Origin of the sequence: Litoreibacter halocynthiae (genome assembly GCF_004365635.1) — a bacterium.
In the GTDB taxonomy this organism is placed as follows: Bacteria; Pseudomonadota; Alphaproteobacteria; order Rhodobacterales; family Rhodobacteraceae; genus Litoreibacter; species Litoreibacter halocynthiae.
In genome coordinates this window covers 577387-593948 of sequence record NZ_SOBH01000001.1, presented here as the reverse complement: position 1 = coordinate 593948, position 16562 = coordinate 577387, and the positions used below count along the sequence as shown (strand labels likewise).

The 16562-nt window shown below is 60.2% G+C and carries 20 protein-coding genes; 12 read left to right on the top strand and 8 right to left on the bottom strand.

What is annotated here, in order from left to right:
- Positions 1-93 precede the first annotated feature (93 nt).
- Both BDE40_RS03040 and BDE40_RS03035 read right to left on the bottom strand, forming a co-directional pair.
- Positions 94-2205, bottom strand: a complete 2112-nt coding sequence (locus BDE40_RS03040; RefSeq protein ID WP_134012706.1) for an FAD-dependent oxidoreductase — start codon at positions 2203-2205, stop codon at positions 94-96.
- Positions 2202-3248, bottom strand: a complete 1047-nt coding sequence (locus tag BDE40_RS03035) for a phosphotransferase family protein (RefSeq protein ID WP_134012704.1) — start codon at positions 3246-3248, stop codon at positions 2202-2204. The genes BDE40_RS03040 and BDE40_RS03035 overlap by 4 nt, the downstream gene beginning before the upstream one ends.
- Positions 3249-3329: 81 nt before the next feature.
- On the opposite strand from BDE40_RS03035, the gene BDE40_RS03030 reads away from it, so the two are divergent.
- Genes BDE40_RS03030 through BDE40_RS02995 form a run of 8 tightly spaced genes read left to right on the top strand, consistent with a single transcriptional unit; the run spans position 3330 to position 8756 of the window.
- Complete coding sequence (locus BDE40_RS03030) at positions 3330-4550, top strand: acyl-CoA dehydrogenase family protein (protein ID WP_134012702.1); 1221 nt, start codon at positions 3330-3332, stop codon at positions 4548-4550.
- The gene (locus BDE40_RS03025; protein WP_134012700.1) at positions 4550-5257 is read left to right on the top strand and encodes a dienelactone hydrolase family protein; all 708 of its coding nucleotides are present in this window, start codon (positions 4550-4552) and stop codon (positions 5255-5257) included. The genes BDE40_RS03030 and BDE40_RS03025 overlap by 1 nt, the downstream gene beginning before the upstream one ends.
- A 32-nt stretch (positions 5258-5289) precedes the next feature.
- Positions 5290-5700, top strand: a complete 411-nt coding sequence (locus tag BDE40_RS03020) for a protein tyrosine phosphatase family protein (protein WP_134012698.1) — start codon at positions 5290-5292, stop codon at positions 5698-5700.
- Positions 5701-5703: 3 nt separating this feature from the next.
- Positions 5704-6036 (top strand): SH3-like domain-containing protein, encoded by a 333-nt coding sequence (locus BDE40_RS18475; RefSeq protein WP_281275420.1) that lies wholly within the window; start codon positions 5704-5706, stop codon positions 6034-6036.
- The gene (locus BDE40_RS18470) at positions 6033-6311 is read left to right on the top strand and encodes an SH3-like domain-containing protein (protein ID WP_134012696.1); all 279 of its coding nucleotides are present in this window, start codon (positions 6033-6035) and stop codon (positions 6309-6311) included. The genes BDE40_RS18475 and BDE40_RS18470 overlap by 4 nt, the downstream gene beginning before the upstream one ends.
- Complete coding sequence (gene nthA / locus BDE40_RS03005; RefSeq protein ID WP_134012694.1) at positions 6301-6942, top strand: nitrile hydratase subunit alpha; 642 nt, start codon at positions 6301-6303, stop codon at positions 6940-6942. Before BDE40_RS18470 ends, nthA begins: the two co-directional genes overlap by 11 nt.
- A complete protein-coding gene (locus BDE40_RS03000; protein ID WP_134012692.1) occupies positions 6942-7805 on the top strand; it encodes a DMT family transporter in 864 nt (287 codons plus the stop codon). The genes nthA and BDE40_RS03000 overlap by 1 nt, the downstream gene beginning before the upstream one ends.
- A 3-nt stretch (positions 7806-7808) precedes the next feature.
- Positions 7809-8756 carry a lysophospholipid acyltransferase family protein gene (locus BDE40_RS02995; protein ID WP_134012690.1) on the top strand — a complete coding sequence of 316 codons (948 nt, stop codon included), beginning with the start codon at positions 7809-7811 and terminating at the stop codon, positions 8754-8756.
- Here the strand turns inward: BDE40_RS02995 and BDE40_RS02990 are convergent.
- The 3 genes from BDE40_RS02990 to acnA all read right to left on the bottom strand — a co-directional run bounded on the left by BDE40_RS02990 (position 8708) and on the right by acnA (position 12814).
- Complete coding sequence (locus tag BDE40_RS02990; RefSeq protein ID WP_134012688.1) at positions 8708-9412, bottom strand: DUF1223 domain-containing protein; 705 nt, start codon at positions 9410-9412, stop codon at positions 8708-8710. The genes BDE40_RS02995 and BDE40_RS02990 overlap by 49 nt on opposite strands.
- An 85-nt stretch (positions 9413-9497) precedes the next feature.
- The gene (locus tag BDE40_RS02985; RefSeq protein ID WP_134012686.1) at positions 9498-9944 is read right to left on the bottom strand and encodes a methyltransferase family protein; all 447 of its coding nucleotides are present in this window, start codon (positions 9942-9944) and stop codon (positions 9498-9500) included.
- A 101-nt stretch (positions 9945-10045) separates the two neighbouring features.
- Complete coding sequence (acnA, locus tag BDE40_RS02980; RefSeq protein ID WP_134012684.1) at positions 10046-12814, bottom strand: aconitate hydratase AcnA; 2769 nt, start codon at positions 12812-12814, stop codon at positions 10046-10048.
- A 164-nt stretch (positions 12815-12978) separates the two neighbouring features.
- Here acnA and ccmA point away from each other — a divergent pair, with 164 nt between their 5' ends.
- The 4 genes from ccmA to ccmD all read left to right on the top strand — a co-directional run bounded on the left by ccmA (position 12979) and on the right by ccmD (position 15251).
- Positions 12979-13608, top strand: a complete 630-nt coding sequence (gene ccmA, locus BDE40_RS02975) for a heme ABC exporter ATP-binding protein CcmA (RefSeq protein WP_134012682.1) — start codon at positions 12979-12981, stop codon at positions 13606-13608.
- A complete protein-coding gene (gene ccmB, locus BDE40_RS02970) occupies positions 13605-14261 on the top strand; it encodes a heme exporter protein CcmB (RefSeq protein ID WP_134012680.1) in 657 nt (218 codons plus the stop codon). The genes ccmA and ccmB overlap by 4 nt, the downstream gene beginning before the upstream one ends.
- A gap of 75 nt (positions 14262-14336) precedes the next feature.
- A complete protein-coding gene (locus tag BDE40_RS02965; RefSeq protein ID WP_134012678.1) occupies positions 14337-15065 on the top strand; it encodes a heme ABC transporter permease in 729 nt (242 codons plus the stop codon).
- 24 nt (positions 15066-15089) lie between these two features.
- The gene (gene ccmD / locus BDE40_RS02960; protein ID WP_425462386.1) at positions 15090-15251 is read left to right on the top strand and encodes a heme exporter protein CcmD; all 162 of its coding nucleotides are present in this window, start codon (positions 15090-15092) and stop codon (positions 15249-15251) included.
- 7 nt (positions 15252-15258) lie between these two features.
- Here ccmD and BDE40_RS02955 read toward each other — a convergent pair whose 3' ends face one another.
- From BDE40_RS02955 to BDE40_RS02945, 3 genes are all read right to left on the bottom strand, one after another.
- On the bottom strand, positions 15259-15756 hold the full coding sequence (locus tag BDE40_RS02955; RefSeq protein ID WP_073140641.1) for a MarR family winged helix-turn-helix transcriptional regulator: 498 nt from the start codon (positions 15754-15756) through the stop codon (positions 15259-15261).
- Positions 15757-15840: 84 nt separating this feature from the next.
- A complete protein-coding gene (locus tag BDE40_RS02950) occupies positions 15841-16119 on the bottom strand; it encodes a succinate dehydrogenase assembly factor 2 (protein ID WP_134012674.1) in 279 nt (92 codons plus the stop codon).
- Entirely contained in the window at positions 16116-16508 is a 393-nt protein-coding gene (locus tag BDE40_RS02945; RefSeq protein ID WP_134012672.1) for a helix-turn-helix domain-containing protein, read from the bottom strand. Before BDE40_RS02945 ends, BDE40_RS02950 begins: the two co-directional genes overlap by 4 nt.
- Positions 16509-16562: the final 54 nt, after the last annotated feature.

The following is a 16562-nucleotide window of genomic DNA, read 5'->3' as shown; positions in this document are numbered from 1 at the left end:
CACGGCATGGCCAACCCGATGGGCGGCGCGATGACCACTGGCGGCGACGGCCCGAGGACGACGTGCAAATCAGGTCGGTTACGTCGCCAAAGCCTAGCCAGCGTTCAGGTCGGCGAATTTCTGGCGCTCCTGCGCCAGCATCGTCAACACAGGTGCAGCGCCCCACAAAGCCGGCTCTTCGGGTTCCAACACTGACAGGCGCGATGCGATGATCGACGGCGTTGTCGCGTCGGCGTCCATCATCGGGCCGCCCCTGCTGCGCGGGTAGCCAAAACCAAGCATCATGACAACATCAATGTCGCTGGGTCGCGCCGCCACACCTTCGCCCAACAAGCGCGCACCTGCATTCACGATTGCCAGCAATATGCGGTCACGAATGTCACGATCCGAAAACTTGCGTGGGGTGATCCCTTTTTGCGCGCGGTGCTCCGCAATCAGTTTCAGCACATCGCCATTCGGCACGCCTTGGCGTTGCCCTTCGGCGTAAATGTAGTAGCCGCGTTTGGACTTCTGACCCAGCCACCCATGCTCGACCATCTTATCGGCAATCTCGACATACCGCGCATCGGGATCGCGCGGCTTGGACTGGCGACGTGCATAAGCAATGTCGAGGCCAGACAGGTCTGCCACCTGATACGGCCCCAATTGAAACCCGAATGACCGCATCGCGCCGTCGATCTGCGCCGGCGTTGCACCGTCTTCCAGCATAATATCAGCTGCGTGGCGGTAAGCTTCCAGAATGGAATTGCCGATATATCCCGCTCCGAACCCGGCATGAACCCGCGCCCGCACCGGCGTTTTTCCCAAAGCCCGCACAAACCCCTGCGCCGTCATCACAGACTGCGCAGAAGCGGCGTCATGCACCCCGACCTCAACCAACTTGTTGACTTGCGCCGGTGCAAAGAAATGCAGCCCGACTATGTCTGCGGGACGCCCGCTCGCCTCGGCGAGGGCAGCAAGGTCCAGATAGGAGGTGTTCGTGGCAATTACCGCGTCAGGCCTCGCCAGCGCGCCAATCTCTGCCAACATTTGCGCTTTGAGGTCGAAGTCTTCCGCAATGGCCTCAACAATCAAATCCGCCTCGCCCAACGTGTCGAGCTTGTTGGTCAGTTGTAAATGCGTCAGGGCAGCAGCACCTTGCGCCTCCGACAACCGCCCCTTGGCGACGGAGCGCTCGTAATACGCGCCAATGCGCTCCAGCGCCGCGTTCACACCGCTCTCACCCTGCTCGACCAAAGTGACAGTAAACCCGCTTTGCAGCGCCGCGATGGCGATACCTGATCCCATCATCCCGCCGCCGACGATTGCCACACGGTCTACCTGCGCTGGCTTGGCCTCAGTTGCTTCGGGGAACTTCGCGGCGGCGCGCTCTGCGAAAAATGCGTGACGCAGGCCTTCGCTTTCACGCGACGCGATGCAGTCCTCGAACGCGGATCGCTCCACCTCCAAACCCGTCTCCATCGGCAGCAGCAAAGCGGCTTCGACGCAATCGACAATCTTGTGCGGTGCGAGCGCGTTTACGCCCAATTCCATCGTGACCTGTTCACGTCGCGCCGCGACCGACGCCATATATCCCACACCATCGACAAGATGCGTCCTATTGGCGCTGGTCGGTCGCGTCACAGCGACGGAGCGGGCATAGGCCACGGCTTCCGTGCGCAAGTCATTGTCGGTGACAAGGTCTATCAACCCCATCTCTACGGCAATACCCGCGCCGACCTGATTGCCCGTAAGCATCATATCAAGCGCCAGTTCCGGTCCGATCAGTCTGGGCAGCCGCTGCGTACCCCCGGCCCCGGGAAGGATGCCAAGGTGAATTTCCGGCAATCCCATTCGGGCAGATTTCGCTGCAATGCGGTAATGCGCAGCCATCGCAAGCTCCAGCCCGCCACCCAGCGCGGTTCCTTGAATTGCCGCCACCACAGGTTTCTGCGCCCGCTCGATAAGGTTGCACAACTGCCCCAAAGACGGCTCTTGCGGTGCCATATCGAATTCGCGGATGTCCGCCCCCACCGGAAATGTGCGTCCATTGGCGGCAATCACAACCGCGTCGGTTTTGTCATGCGCCACTGCAGCATTTAACGCAGCCGCAATCCCGCGGCGTACAGCAACCCCAAGCGCGTTGACCGGCGGGTTCTCGATCACAATAAGCGCGACATTGCCTTGGCGCTCGAGCCGGACGGGGTGTTTTGGGGCCTGTTTCATATGGCTTTTTCGCTTGGTTCATGGGCGATGTCTACTGCCTGTTTGATCAGCACCGGTATCGCAGCCGCGTATTTTTGTGCGGCCTCGGGATTTGAGGCATTGCCCCCCTGCGCCCGCGCCACGACACCTTGCAAAATGGCGGCCAGACGGAAGTAGCTGAACACCAGATAAAACGGCCAGTTTGCGGGTGGAGCGATCCCGCGCTTGTCACAATATCGCGCTACATAGGCGCGCTCCGATGGCAGGCTCAAGCTTTCGCGGTCCAGTCCGCCCAACCCGCGCATTCCGCCCTCATAGGGCAAACGCCATTGCATGCATTGATACGCCAAATCCGCCAGCGGGTGCCCCAAGGTGGACAATTCCCAGTCCAGCAAGGCGATCACCTCCGGCGCATCTTGCGCGAACATCATGTTGTCCAACCGGTAGTCCCCATGCACCAATGCCACCTGCCCGTCATCATCGGGCAAATGCAGCTCCAACCATGCCATGATGCCTGTCATCCCGCGATCCGGTGTATCGACCGAGGCAAGGTATTGCCGCGACCAACGATCAATCTGCCGCGCAAAGTAATTCCCCGGCTTGCCGAAACTGCTCAAGCCCACGTCAGCGACATCGACGCTATGTAATGCCGCCAGCGTATCGGCCATTGCGTCATATATCGCGCCACGTTCGTCCGAAGTCGCCTCAGGCAAGCTCGGGTCCCAGAAAATGCGGCCCTCCAGATATTCCATCACAAAGAAGGCGCGCCCCAACGGGGACGCCTCGTCAGTCGCCATGTGCAGCATCTTCGGCACGGGAACAGGGGTCTGGGCCAAACCCGCCATGACTTCGAACTCCCGCTCGACCAGATGCGCGGATTTCAGCAAAACGCCCGGAGGTTTTGACCGCAGCACAAAGCTGCCCGTGTCGGTAATCATTTTGTAGGTCGGGTTCGATTGACCAGTCCCGAATTTTTCAAGGCGTTTGATATCCCCTAACTCCGGCATCTGCGCGGCAAGGTAGGGGTTCAAGCTGGCAATCATTAAATCTGTGGTCCCGCCCATATGCCGACATTACCCCGCTTTGCGCGATTGACAAGCGCCGCTCTGCCGCCGACCCTCTGCACAAATCTCAGGAGGCACATTATGGATTTAGGGATCAGCGCCAGACTGCGCCCCATCCGCGACGCGGTGATCGAAATGGTACGCGATGACATCGCGCCCCTTGATGCCAAGTATTTCTCTGAAGTCGAGGTCGGCAATCGCTGGGAATTCACCCCACGCCAAAGCGAGATCATCGAAGGGTTGAAAGCCAAGGCCAAGGCGGCGGGCCTGTGGAACCTGTGGTCGCCCGTCACAGGCCACGCGCTCTCAACCGTCGAATACGCCTATCTGGCCGAGGAAATGGGCAAAGCCCACCTTGCCCCCGAAACCTTTAATTGCAACGCCCCCGACACTGGCAACATGGAAGTGTTCGAGAAATACGGCTCCGACGCCATGAAGGCGCAGTGGCTGAAGCCGCTGCTGGCGGGGGATATCCGCTCCGCCTACCTCATGACCGAACCTGATGTGGCCTCCTCCGATGCGACCAACATCGCGCTGTCCTGTGTGCGCGACGGTGACGACTACGTGCTCAACGGCGATAAGTGGTGGGCAACGGGTGCGGGCGATCCCCGCTGTGCAGTTTACATCGTTATGGTGCGAACGTCCCACGACGGACCGAAGCACCAACGGCACTCGATGATCGTTATGCCCTCCGACACGCCCGGCATCGAAAAACTCCGCGCGATGGAGGTCTACGGCGATGACGAGGCCCCGCACGGCCATATGCATATTCGCTTCACCGATGTCCGCGTCCCTGCCGAAAACATGCTGTTGGGCGAAGGGCGCGGTTTCGAAATTTCGCAAGGTCGTCTTGGCCCCGGCCGCATCCACCACTGCATGCGTGCCATCGGCATGGCCGAAAAAGCGCTGGAGCTGATGATCCGCCGCTCGCTATCGCGCGAGGCCTTCGGCAAACCGCTGGCGCAGCTTGGCGGCAACTACGACTATATCGCCAATGCGCGCATGCAGATCGAACAGGCTCGCCTGCTCTGCCTCAAGGCCGCATGGATGATGGACCAAGGCGACGCCCGCGCCGCCGCGCCGTGGATCAGCCAGATCAAGGTCGAGGCGCCGCGTATTGCGTTGGAAATCACCGACCAAGCCGTGCAAATGTTTGGCGCGCAGGGTATTTCCCAAGACACCCCCCTCGCCCGCCAATGGGCACATCTACGCACGCTGCGCCTTGCCGACGGTCCCGACGCTGTACATCGCCGTCAAGTCGCCCGCGCCGAGCTTCGCAAATATACGCAGGAGAAAGTCTGATGACCGAACTTCGCTACACGGCCAAAGACACCGAGTGCATAGGCTACGTCGCCCGCCCCGAAGGCGCAGGCCCGCACCCCGTCGTGATCGTCACCCCCGCCTATCACGGTCTTGATGATTTCGCCCGCAGCAAGGCGGACTGGCTGGCAAGCTTGGGCTATATCGGCTTCGCCGTGGACTATTACGGCGAGGGCCGCACCGCCCACGACGACGCGCAAGCCTCGGAGATGATGCATGTCCTGCAAGCCGACCGCGCAACGCTCTTGATGCGGATGCAAGCCGCGCTGGACACCGCTCGCGCCCTGCCGGACGCAGACAAATCGAACATTGCGGCCATCGGCTTCTGTTTCGGCGGCAAGGCGGTGCTGGACCTCGCCCGCTCCGGTGCCACACTCGCGGGCGTCGTCCCGTTCCACGGCATCTTCGACGCGCCGCCATCCGGCTGTTCCAAGATGAACACCTCCGTTCTGGTGCTTCACGGCTGGGACGACCCGCTCGCCACGCCGGATCAGGCAGTGGGTCTTGCCAAAGAACTCACCAAGCATTGCGACGACTGGCAGATGCTGGCCTTCGGCCATACCAGCCACGCCTTCACCAATCCGGCCGCGCAAAGCCCCGAAGCAGGCATGGCCTATGCACGCTCCTCAAACGACCGCGCCTTCGCCGCATTGCAAGCCTTCCTCGAAGAACGCTTCGCACAAAGCTAGACGCGCGCCTCAACCCGAAGTAACTGGTAGCCATGGACATTCGCACACTCTCCCCCGACTTCGCAGTAACACCTCAAATCCACATCTCGGACATCGAGGCGATCAAAGCCGAAGGCTTCACTCATATCATCTGCAATCGCCCCTCGGCCGAAAGCGCCCCTGGCGACAAGCCCGACGATATCGAGGAGGTCGTGTTAGCCGCTGGTTTGACTTTTTGCGACAATCCCGTGGTTATGGGGCAGCTTACAATGGACAATGTCGAAGCACAGAAAGCTGACGGCAAAGCGCTCGCCTATTGCGCTTCCGGCACGCGCTCCGCCATCGTCTGGGCCTTGGCAGAGGCGGGCAAACAACCCACTGCCGACATTCTGGATGCGCTGGACAAGGCAGGCTTCCCGATGCCGCAGCTTGGCCCCCAGATCGACGCACTCGCGAAAGACTAGCACATGGATGATCCGCAACACCGCTGGCACGATATGGGCGGCGACGCCGCTGGTCCCGTCCCCATGGATGGCCACGACTTTGCCATCTGGGAAAAGCGCGTCGATGCGCTGGTAATCCTTGGGCAGCAGCGCGGCCATTTCACCGTCGACGGGTTGCGTCGCGCTTTGGAGGACATGGGCGAGCAGGCGTTCGAGAGCATGACCTATTACGAGCGTTGGGTCACATCCCTCAATCAAAACCTGATCGAGGCGGGCGTCTACTCACTGGAAGAACTCGGCACCAAGATGGAAGAGGTCAAAGCCCGCGGTGATACCTACGGCGCGGTGCAGTCGTGACCCTGTCACCAGGCACCAAGGTCCGCATCAAGACCATGGCCCCCTTGGGCCACATCCGCACGCCACATTACCTGCGCGGCAAAACCGGCGTTGTGGAGCGTGTCCTCGGACCGTTCAAGAATCCCGAACAACTGGCCTACATGGTCCCTGCCCCAACGCGCACCCTCTACCGTGTGCGCTTCGAGATGGGTCATATCTGGCCCGACGCCGAAGCCCCGCAAGACACGCTGGACGCCGAAATCTACGAGCATTGGATCGACCAAGATGCCCCATGATCATCACGACCATGACCACCTGTCCCCCTCCGGCCACCCGTATCGCAAGGACAATGACGGACAGCTGACCTATTGGCAGACCATGGAAATCGCCATCCGCGAGCTAATGGTCGAAAAGGGCGAACTGACCCCTGCGCAAATCCAAGCGCAGATCGACGCGATGGACGCCCGCTCCCCCGCCAACGGAGCCGCCGTGGTCGCCCGCGCATGGACCGATCCCGAATTCAAGCAACGCTTGCTGGAAAACGGTTCCGACGCCGCCCGCGAAATGGGCTTCGACATTGGCCCAATGCATCTGGTGGCAGTCGAGAACACGTCAGACACCCACAACCTGATCGTTTGCACGCTCTGCTCCTGCTATCCGCGCAATCTGCTTGGCCTGCCGCCTGACTGGTACAAGACCCGCGAGTACCGCTCCCGCGCGGTGCGCGAACCACGTGCGGTGCTGCGCGAGTTTGGTGTCGAGCTACCCGCCGACATGACTCTACGCGTCCACGACAGCACCGCCGACATGCGCTACATCGTGCTGCCCGCGCGCCCCGAAGGCACCGAAAACCTGACCGCCGAGGACCTCGCCAAGCTGGTCACCCGCGACAGCATGATCGGCACCGGACTGCCTAAAGCGCCCTGATGGCGGAAAACAACGTCGCGCGGGGCATCGCCTTGATGATCGCGGCCACCCTCATGTTCACCCTGATGGATGTCTGCGCCAAGGCGCTCTCCACCCGCGTGGACACGGTGCAAACGCTTTGGGCACGCTACACGGTGCAGATGGTGGTCGTCGCGCTCATCGTTTTGCCGCGACTGCGCTCGGTGGTCCATACGCAGCGCCTTGGCCTGCAAGTGTTTCGCGCCTTTGCACTGCTCGCCACCACGGGATTTTTCTTCTTCGGTTTCAAGAAGATGTCGCTTATCGAGACCACGGCCCTCATGCAAATCAGTCCTATTTTCATCATGGTCGGCGCGGCGGTGTTCCTTGGCGAAACTTTCGGCTTTCGCCGTGCAGCGGCGGCGGCGGTTGCCCTTCTCGGCGCGATGATTGTTCTGCGCCCCGGCACGGATGCCTTCACCCCCTATGCGCTGCTGACGCTCTGCGGCACCATCTGCTATTCCAGCTACGCGCTCGCCACCCGCTATGCGGGGCGGGGCGAGGATGTCTGGACGTCGCTTTTCTACACCGGCACCGTCGCCACGCTGGTTCTGTGCGTCATGGTCCCGTTCTTCTGGCAACCACTGGAGGCCTCCGACCTGCCCTACATGCTTGGCGTCGGCCTGCTTGGCACCATGGGCCAATTGCTGCTGATCCGCGCGTTGTCCATGGCCCCCGCGTCGCTCCTTGCACCGTTCACCTATGTGGCATTGATTTTTTCAACCGTCTGGGGCGTGGTGTTCTTCGACAATTACCCCGACGGCCCCGTCTATATCGGGGCGCTTGTTATCGTCGGGGCCGGGCTTTATGTCTGGCACCGTGAAACACGGGTTAAAACCAGCTAACACATGGCATTAGGCAACACAGCAACAGCGCGCCGCGGCGTGGGCGAATTCGTCTCCTATCTGGCCATTCGAGGCGTGATCGGCATTGCACTCGCTGTGCCCTATCGCTGGCGGGTGCCACTGGCGGGCTGGATCGTGTCGCGCATCGTGGCCCCCTTGGCGGGCTATTCCAAACGGGTGCGCGAGAACCTCGCCTATGTCTGCCCCGACATGCCGCAAGCCGAGGTGGACCGCCTCGCCCGCGCAGTCCCCGACAATGCTGGCCGCACGCTGATCGAGATATATTCCGGCAAAGGCTTCACCGACCGTTTCAAACACGCGCCCCTTACTGGAGAAGGAGTGGCGGCGCTTCGCCAAGCGCATGCAGACGGGCGACCCGTCGTCCTCGTCACCGGACATTTCGGAAATTACGATGCCCCGCGCGCGGCGCTGATTGCAGCAGGGTTCAACGTCGGCGCGCTCTACCGTGAAATGAACAACGGGTTCTTTAACCCGCATTACGTCGCCGCGATCAGCAAGGTCGGCACGCCGGTCTTCCCGCGAGGGCGTCAGGGATTGGCAGGATTAATCAAATTCCTGCGGGGCGGCGGCATGGCAGGCTTTCTGGTCGACCAGTACATGTGGGACGGGGAGGATTTAACCTTCTTCGGCAAGCCCGCCCCGACGGCCTTGTCCGCCGCGGATCTGGCCTTGAAATACAAGGCTTTGGTCATTCCCGTTTACGGAATACGCCAACCGAACGGTCTGGATTTCGAGGTGGTTTGTGAAGCGCCCATCCCCCATTCGACACCCGTTGAGATGACGCAGGCGCTCAACGATTCACTGGAGGCATTGGTGCGCAAACACATGGATCAGTGGTTCTGGATTCACCGCCGCTGGAAGCCCGAGCAAGCAGAGCTGCGTCACTCGATTCTCGCCGCAGCCAAGATGGGGCCGGACGATCCGTCCTGAATAAGAACCACCGCCGGGTGATCCCCCGGTGCGTCCGCCTGCATGTTCAGGTCTGCATCACCATTCCAGTCGCCGACCGAAACCATGCTTTCCACCACATTATGGTAGGTCACATCCTTGCCCGCGTTCTCGCCGGAGCGGATGCTAACAACCCGTTCGCGCATGTAGCGCACGACCTGAACCAGCATGTCGCTTGGCAGGTCCCCGATCCGTCGGGCTGAAATTTGCAAAACGCCAGAGCCGTCACGGCTTAGCTTCAACGAAACCATCTCCGGCGCATTCTTGTGCTGGTCAATGAATTTGGCCAGTTGCATGGCCTTGGTGCCAACGATCTGATCCGTTCCACCAATGACCATCTGGGGCGTGTAGATCATCGTACTTTTGGCCGCACGGGCATAGCCGCGCTGTCGCGCCGTATGTGCGGGGTCGGCAAATTCATCAACCCAGCCAAGGTAGTCCCAATAATCCACATGCAGGCTCAACGCGATGACGTCTTCGCGGTCTGCCAACTCGCCCAATATCGCATCAGCCGGCGGGCAGGACGAGCAGCCTTGCGACGTGAACAGCTCTACCACCACAGGTCCACCGGCAAGGGCTGGCGTGGCGCTGGCCAAGGTTAATGAGGCAAGTGCGGCGGCGGTTAGGCGTTTGATCATATCAATCTCGGATTTCCATATGCGACGTCTTCCTATCTAGGCTGTCACTCCATCGCGCGCCAATCAAGCCTTTGCGAGCAGTGTGTCAGAGCCATCGCCGTGTGGCTTGCATATAAGTCTCGGCCTCGGCCCCGAACACCGCCCGAAGGGAGGCTTCCTCCGGCACAATGAAACGCTTGTTTATGATCATAACGAAAAGCGGGATCAGGATCAGGCACAAAACTTGCCCCCGCCCCACCACGGCGGCGGCCAGAATAATTGCCATGCCCACATAGATGGGATTGCGCGATAGCTGGTACGGTCCTTCAACGATCAGGTTTTGGGGCGTGTGATGTGGCTCGATTGTGGTCTTGCGCAGCCAGAACCAAACCGCCGACCACGCGATCAACACCAGTCCAATGGCGATCCCGCCCCAACTCACAACTTCAAGCAGGGGCGCATCGACGCGCCATGGCAAAAAGCGCGCGGCAACCCAGTTCACACCCATAAACAACAGCAGCCAAATCGGCGGTAGGTCGGGGAAATTCTTCATGCCTTGATACTGCCTTTAGCGCGGCTCGAAAGGAACCCTTGCCACATAAAAAAGGCCCGCCGCGATGATCTCGCGGCGGGCCGAATTTTCAACTCAGATGGTTAGGACACAGCCAAGTCACGCAGCACGTAGTGCAAAACGCCACCATGCTCGATGTATTCCTTTTCGATGGCTGTATCGATCCGGCATTTCAGCGTGATGTTTTTAACCGTGCCATCCGCCATGGTGATCTCGCAAGGCACGTCGGATAGCGGCTTCAGATCGCCTTCAAGGCCAGTGATATTCACTGTTTCCTCGCCGGTCAGACCAAGCGATTTGCGGCTGTCGCCACCGGTGAACTCGAACGGGATCACACCCATACCAACAAGGTTGGAGCGGTGAATACGCTCGAAGCTTTCCGCAATGACGGCTTTGACGCCCAAAAGTGCGGTGCCTTTGGCAGCCCAGTCACGCGAGGAACCAGCGCCGTATTGCTCGCCCCCGAAGACAACCAGCGGTGTCCCTTGCTCTTGGTACGCCATCGCCGCGTCAAAGATCGACGCTTGCTCGCCGTCCGGCCCTTTGGTGTAGCCACCTTCGACCCCGTCCAGCATCTCGTTCTTGATGCGGATGTTGGCGAACGTGCCGCGCATCATGATCTCGTGGTTACCACGGCGCGAGCCGTAAGAGTTGAACTCGCGTGGGGCCACTTGACGCTCGATCAGGTACTGACCCGCAGGGCTGCTTTGCGCAAACGAGCCCGCAGGGGAGATGTGGTCGGTCGTGATCATGTCGCCCAGAACGGCCAGAACTTTGGCCCCTTCCACGTCCGCGATCACGCCCGGCTCTGCCGACATGTCTTGGAAATAGGGCGGGTTCTGCACATAGGTGGACGTCGCAGGCCAGTCATAGGTCAGGCTGTCCGTCGTCTCCACGCCCTGCCACTTTTCGTCGCCTTTGAACACGTCCGCATATTTTTCGCGGAACGCTTCGCGGGTGACGGTTTGCTCGACCAGATCGGCGACTTCCTTTGAGGTTGGCCAGATGTCCTTCAGGTAGACGTCATTGCCATCCTTGTCTTGGCCCAACGGATCTTTGGCGATGTCGATATTCATGTCGCCAGCCAGGGCATAGGCCACAACCAGCGGAGGCGAGGCGAGGTAGTTCGCGCGCACGTCGGGACTGATGCGCCCTTCGAAGTTGCGGTTGCCTGACAATACGGAAGTGGCGATCAGGTCGCCCTCGTTGACGGCTTCGGACAGTTCCGGCGCAATGGGGCCAGAGTTGCCGATACAGGTGGTGCAGCCGTAGCCCACAAGATTGAAGCCGATGGCATCCAGATCCTCTTGCAGGTTTGCGGCTTCCAGGTAGGCCGAAACCACCTGAGAGCCGGGCGCCAGCGAGGTTTTCACCCAAGGCTTGCGGGTCAGACCCAGCGCACGCGCCTTGCGTGCCACAAGCCCTGCCCCGATCATCACATAAGGGTTCGAGGTGTTGGTGCAGGATGTGATCGACGCGATCACGATGGAGCCGTCATGCAATCTGTAATCCTGACCTTTAACGGCATGGGATTTGTGATGACCAACATCACCCGGAATGTGCGTCGGAGCCGGTTGTCCGCCCTCGCCCGTCCATTCTTTTTTCTCGTCTGTCGGCGCACTTTTCTCGGGGCGCTGACCTTTGATGTACTCGCCAAAGGCTTTTGCGGCTTGATCAAGCGAGATGTAGTCCTGCGGGCGTTTCGGGCCAGAGATGGCCGGAACGATGGTGCCCATATCAAGGCTTAGCGTATCGGTGTAGATCGGGGCATAATCCGCACCTCGCCAGAAGCCGTTCTCTTTGGCATAGGCTTCAACCAGCGCGATGGTCTCTTCCTCGCGGCCGGTATTGGTGAGGTAGCGCAGCGTCTCGTCATCAATCGGGAAGAAGCCACAGGTCGCACCGTATTCCGGTGCCATGTTGGCGATCGTCGCACGGTCTGCCAGTGGCAGATTGTCGAGGCCCTTGCCGTAGAATTCCACGAACTTACCAACCACGCCCTTCTCGCGCAGCATCTCTACCACTTTCAGCACGAGGTCAGTGCCGGTGGTGCCTTCGACCATGGCCCCTGTCAACTCGAAGCCCACAACTTCAGGGATCAGCATGGAAATCGGCTGGCCCAGCATCGCGGCCTCGGCCTCAATGCCGCCAACGCCCCAGCCCAGAACAGCAGCCCCGTTAACCATGGTGGTGTGAGAGTCGGTGCCGACAAGCGTATCAGGATAGGCCACCATCTCGCCACTTTGGTCCTTGTCCGACCAAACGGTCTTGGACAGATACTCAAGGTTCACCTGGTGACAGATGCCGGTGCCGGGCGGCACAACGCGGAAGTTGTTAAACGCGGACTGACCCCATTTCAGGAAGGTATAGCGCTCCATGTTGCGCTCGTATTCACGGTCGACGTTCATCTGGAACGCGCGCGGGTTGCCAAACTCGTCAATCATGACCGAGTGGTCGATAACCAGATCAACAGGGTTCAGCGGGTTGATTTTTTCAGGATCACCCCCAAGGTTTTTCAACCCGTCGCGCATCGCAGCCAGATCGACCACGGCAGGCACGCCGGTGAAGTCTTGCAGCAGGATGCGGGCGGGACGGTAAGCGATTTCCTTGGGGTTCTTGCCGCCTTGCTTGGCCCAGTCCGAGAACGCCTTGATGTCGTCGACATGAACCGTTTTCCCATCTTCAAACCGCAGCATGTTTTCCAGCACCACTTTCAGCGCGGCGGGCAGTTTGGAGAAGTCGCCCAAGCCAGCTTCTTCAGCCGCCTTGATCGAATAATAAGCGAAGGTTTTGCCACCGGCACTTAAGCTGCGGCGGGTCTTGGCGGTGTCTTGTCCGACGACGATAGGCATAGCTGGGACTCCCGTTTGGATATGGAAAGTGAATTCTGGAGCGGTCATGCCCCAAGTTTTACAGGCGATCAAGGGGGCATAACACCCTTCTACCACTTTTTGTATACTATTGCATACATTTTTACCTGTTTTCGCCACGCAACCGATGCGCTAGGCGTGTTTCGATGAATTTTGGTGTCGAAAATCTGGCCTGCCGACGTGGCGAGGTAACAGTGCTCACTGGCGTAACTTTCGAAGTCGCAGCGGGTGAGGCGCTGATCTTACGTGCGCCCAATGGTGCGGGCAAGACTACACTGCTGCGCTGTTTGGCGGGCCTGACACCACCCGTTTCTGGCGTGCTCAATTTCTCGATCGAGGATGTCGCCTACGCCGCCCATGCGGACGGGTTAAAGGCGCAACTAAGTGTCGAAGAAAATCTGCAATTCTGGGCCGATATCTTCGGCACCCACAATATAACCCCCGCCGTTGAAACCTTCGATCTGGAAAGCCTGCTCACGCGCCGCGCCCAAGATCTCTCCGCCGGTCAAAAACGTCGCCTGTCACTGTCGCGCCTGATGCTCACAAGACGCTCAATCTGGGCGCTGGATGAACCCACGGTCTCGCTCGACACTGAAAACGTCGCCCGCTTCGCCGCCGCCATCACCGCGCATCTGGCACAGGGTGGTTCCGCCATCTTGGCCACCCATATCGACCTCGGCTTGCCCTCCGCGCGCACGCTCGACCTCTCGCCTTACCGCGCAATCCTGCAAGACACCCCTTCTGATGATCCCTTTCTGGACGAGGCGTTCCTATGATCGCCCTCCTCCGCCGCGACCTGAGACTCGCCATCCGCGCGGGCGGTGGCTTCGGCCTTGGCCTCGCCTTTTTCCTGATCCTCGTGGTGCTGGTGCCCTTCGGCGTCGGGCCAAACTCCGACATCCTGTCCCGCATCGCCCCCGGCATCCTGTGGGTTGGCGCGCTGTTGTCCTGCCTGCTGTCGCTCGACCGCATCTTCCAGCTTGACTACGAGGATGGAACGCTCGACCTGCTCGCCACAGCACCCCTGCCGCTGGAGGCCGCTGCAACACTCAAGGCGTTGTCCCACTGGCTGACCACCGGACTACCATTGACTATCGCCGCCCCATTCCTTGGCGTTTTGCTCAGCATGCCAAGCGGCGCAACCCTCTGGTTGGTGGCCTCTCTCGCTATCGGCACCCCCGCCCTTTCCATGCTCGGCACCTTCGGCGCGGCGCTGACCGTAGGCCTGAAACGCGGCGGGTTGCTGGTCTCTTTGCTGGTGCTACCGCTCTATATGCCGACGCTGATTTTCGGCGCCGAGGCCGTGCGCCGCGGGGCCGAGGGCTTGCCCGCCACCACCGCCCTGCTCCTGCTTGCGGCTATCACTGCGGGCTGTGCGGCGTTGCTGCCCTTCGCCTCCGCCGCCGCCCTTCGGATGAACCTGCGCTAGAACACGCGCGAATGTGACATTTGGCCCGCCGCAAATCCCATTGCCCCGCGCGAAAGCATCCCATAACAGTAGCCCATGTCGATCTGGGAATACGCAAATCCGACCCGCTTCATGCAGACATCTGGCAAGCTATTGCCAACGGTGGCTGTGTTGTCTTTGCTGTGTCTGGTCATTGGCCTGATCTGGGGGTTCTTCTTTACCCCGGACGACTACCGCCAAGGCTCCACCGTCAAGATCATCTATTTGCATGTGCCCAGCGCGCTGATGGCAATCAACGCGTGGCTGATGATGCTGGTCACCTCGCTGATCTGGCTGATCCGTCGCCACCATGTCTCCGCCCTTGCCGCCAAGGCTGCGGCACCGATTGGCCTGACCATGACACTTATCGCATTGATCACCGGTGCGATCTGGGGCCAACCGATGTGGGGTACCTATTGGGCATGGGACCCGCGCCTGACGTCGTTCCTGATCTTGTTCCTGTTCTACCTTGGCTACATGGCGCTTTGGGCCGCGATCGAGAATCCCGACACCGCCGCCGACCTCACCTCGGTCCTGTGCCTCGTCGGCTCCGTTTTCGCGCTGCTGTCACGCTACGCGGTCAATTTCTGGAACCAAGGCTTGCACCAAGGCGCGTCCCTGTCGCTGGATAAGGAGGAAAACGTCGCCGACGTCTTCTACCTGCCGCTGCTCGTTTCAATCGCCGGATTCGTGCTTTTGTTCCTTGCGCTGGTCTTGCTGCGCACCCGCACCGAAATCCGTATCCGCCGCGCGGGCGCCTTGATCGCGCGCGAGCGCCTTAGCTAACCGCAGCCCTCTAAAGGACGCATCATGCCCGATCTTGGAAAATACGCCGACACCGTGCTGTCCGCCTATGCCATCACCATCGTGATCCTGATCGGCCTTGTCGCACTGTCCGTCTGGCAATCGCGTCGCGCGCGCGCCCGCCTCGCCGAGATCGAGGCACGCCGCGATGCTGCGAAATCCCGTTGATTTCATCTCAATAGATATATCTGATCTGATCTGACCAATACCGCTCCATCCGGTGCAGCGAATGATTGATGGTATCAATCCCGTCATTGCCGAGGATGCCGTTTTCTTCCAGACCAATCGCGTGCCGTTCGAACAGATCGGTCACATGCTGGCGCACCTCGCGGCCCTTTTCGGTCAGGCGCACGCGCACCGAACGCCGGTCAATCTCGCAGCGCTGATGGTGCATATAGCCCATCTCCACCAGCTTCTTGAGGTTGTAGGACACGTTCGATCCCTGGTAGTAGCCGCGCGATTTCAACTCGCCTGCGGTCACTTCGTTCTCGCCGATGTTAAACAGAAGCAGCGCTTGGACCGAATTGATGTCGAGGACACCCAACCGCTCAAACTCGTCCTTGATCACGTCCAGCAGAAGCCTGTGTAACCGCTCTACCAAGGCAAGGCTTTCCAGATATCCGGTCATAAACATGCGAGCCTGTGGGCTGGCGACGGGGTTGTGCATACTCATATTTTGTTCTCCGACTGCGGGTGCTCGCATAGCCGGAATAGTCGGAGAATCACCAATAAACGGTTAAATGCGGGAAAATCTTCGCTAAAAGATCTTCGATCCCTTAACCGCTTGCTCAATCAGCCCTGCGAACCGCTCCGGTGCTGCTGCCTGCCCCGAGGCCCATTGGTACATGTCGTGGTCGCTCTCGCTCAGCATCTCGTCATAAAGCGCCAGATCGGCATCCGACAGCCCGTCAAGCCCATGCGTAGCAAAGCCGCCAAGGATCAAATCCATCTCCTTGATGCCGCGCCGCATGGACCGAAGCTTCAGCCGCCGCAGCTTCGTCTCACGCGGCTCGCCTTCGGGACCAAGCTCCTTCATTCCGGCGTCCGCAACAGGGTGCCCAGACGCTTCTCCAGCCGCCCCAGATGATCCGCCAGCCGCGCGAATTCCGCCTTGGTCCGGCGCATTTCCAAAAGCACATCCTTGACGTCACCCGACAATTCCACCTCACCCACAGGCGCGTCCAGACCGTCCCCCTCGCCGGTCAACAGCCAGCGCATGGAGACATTCATCATCCCCGCCATCATCGACAAACGGTTCGCGCGCGGTTCGTCCACGTCGTCTTCCCAGCCGCGGACCGTCTTCAGCTTCACACCCAACTTCTTGGCAAAATCTTCCTGCGTCAGCCCCTGCGCGTCGCGCGCGGCTGCGACCCGATCCCCGAATGTGGCGTTATCGTTGCTGAAATAGGTGTCTTGGTCGTCCATTTCCGGCTCCTTGCAAGGGCGTTATCGCTTGATTGCGTTCGGGCCTATCCGTAA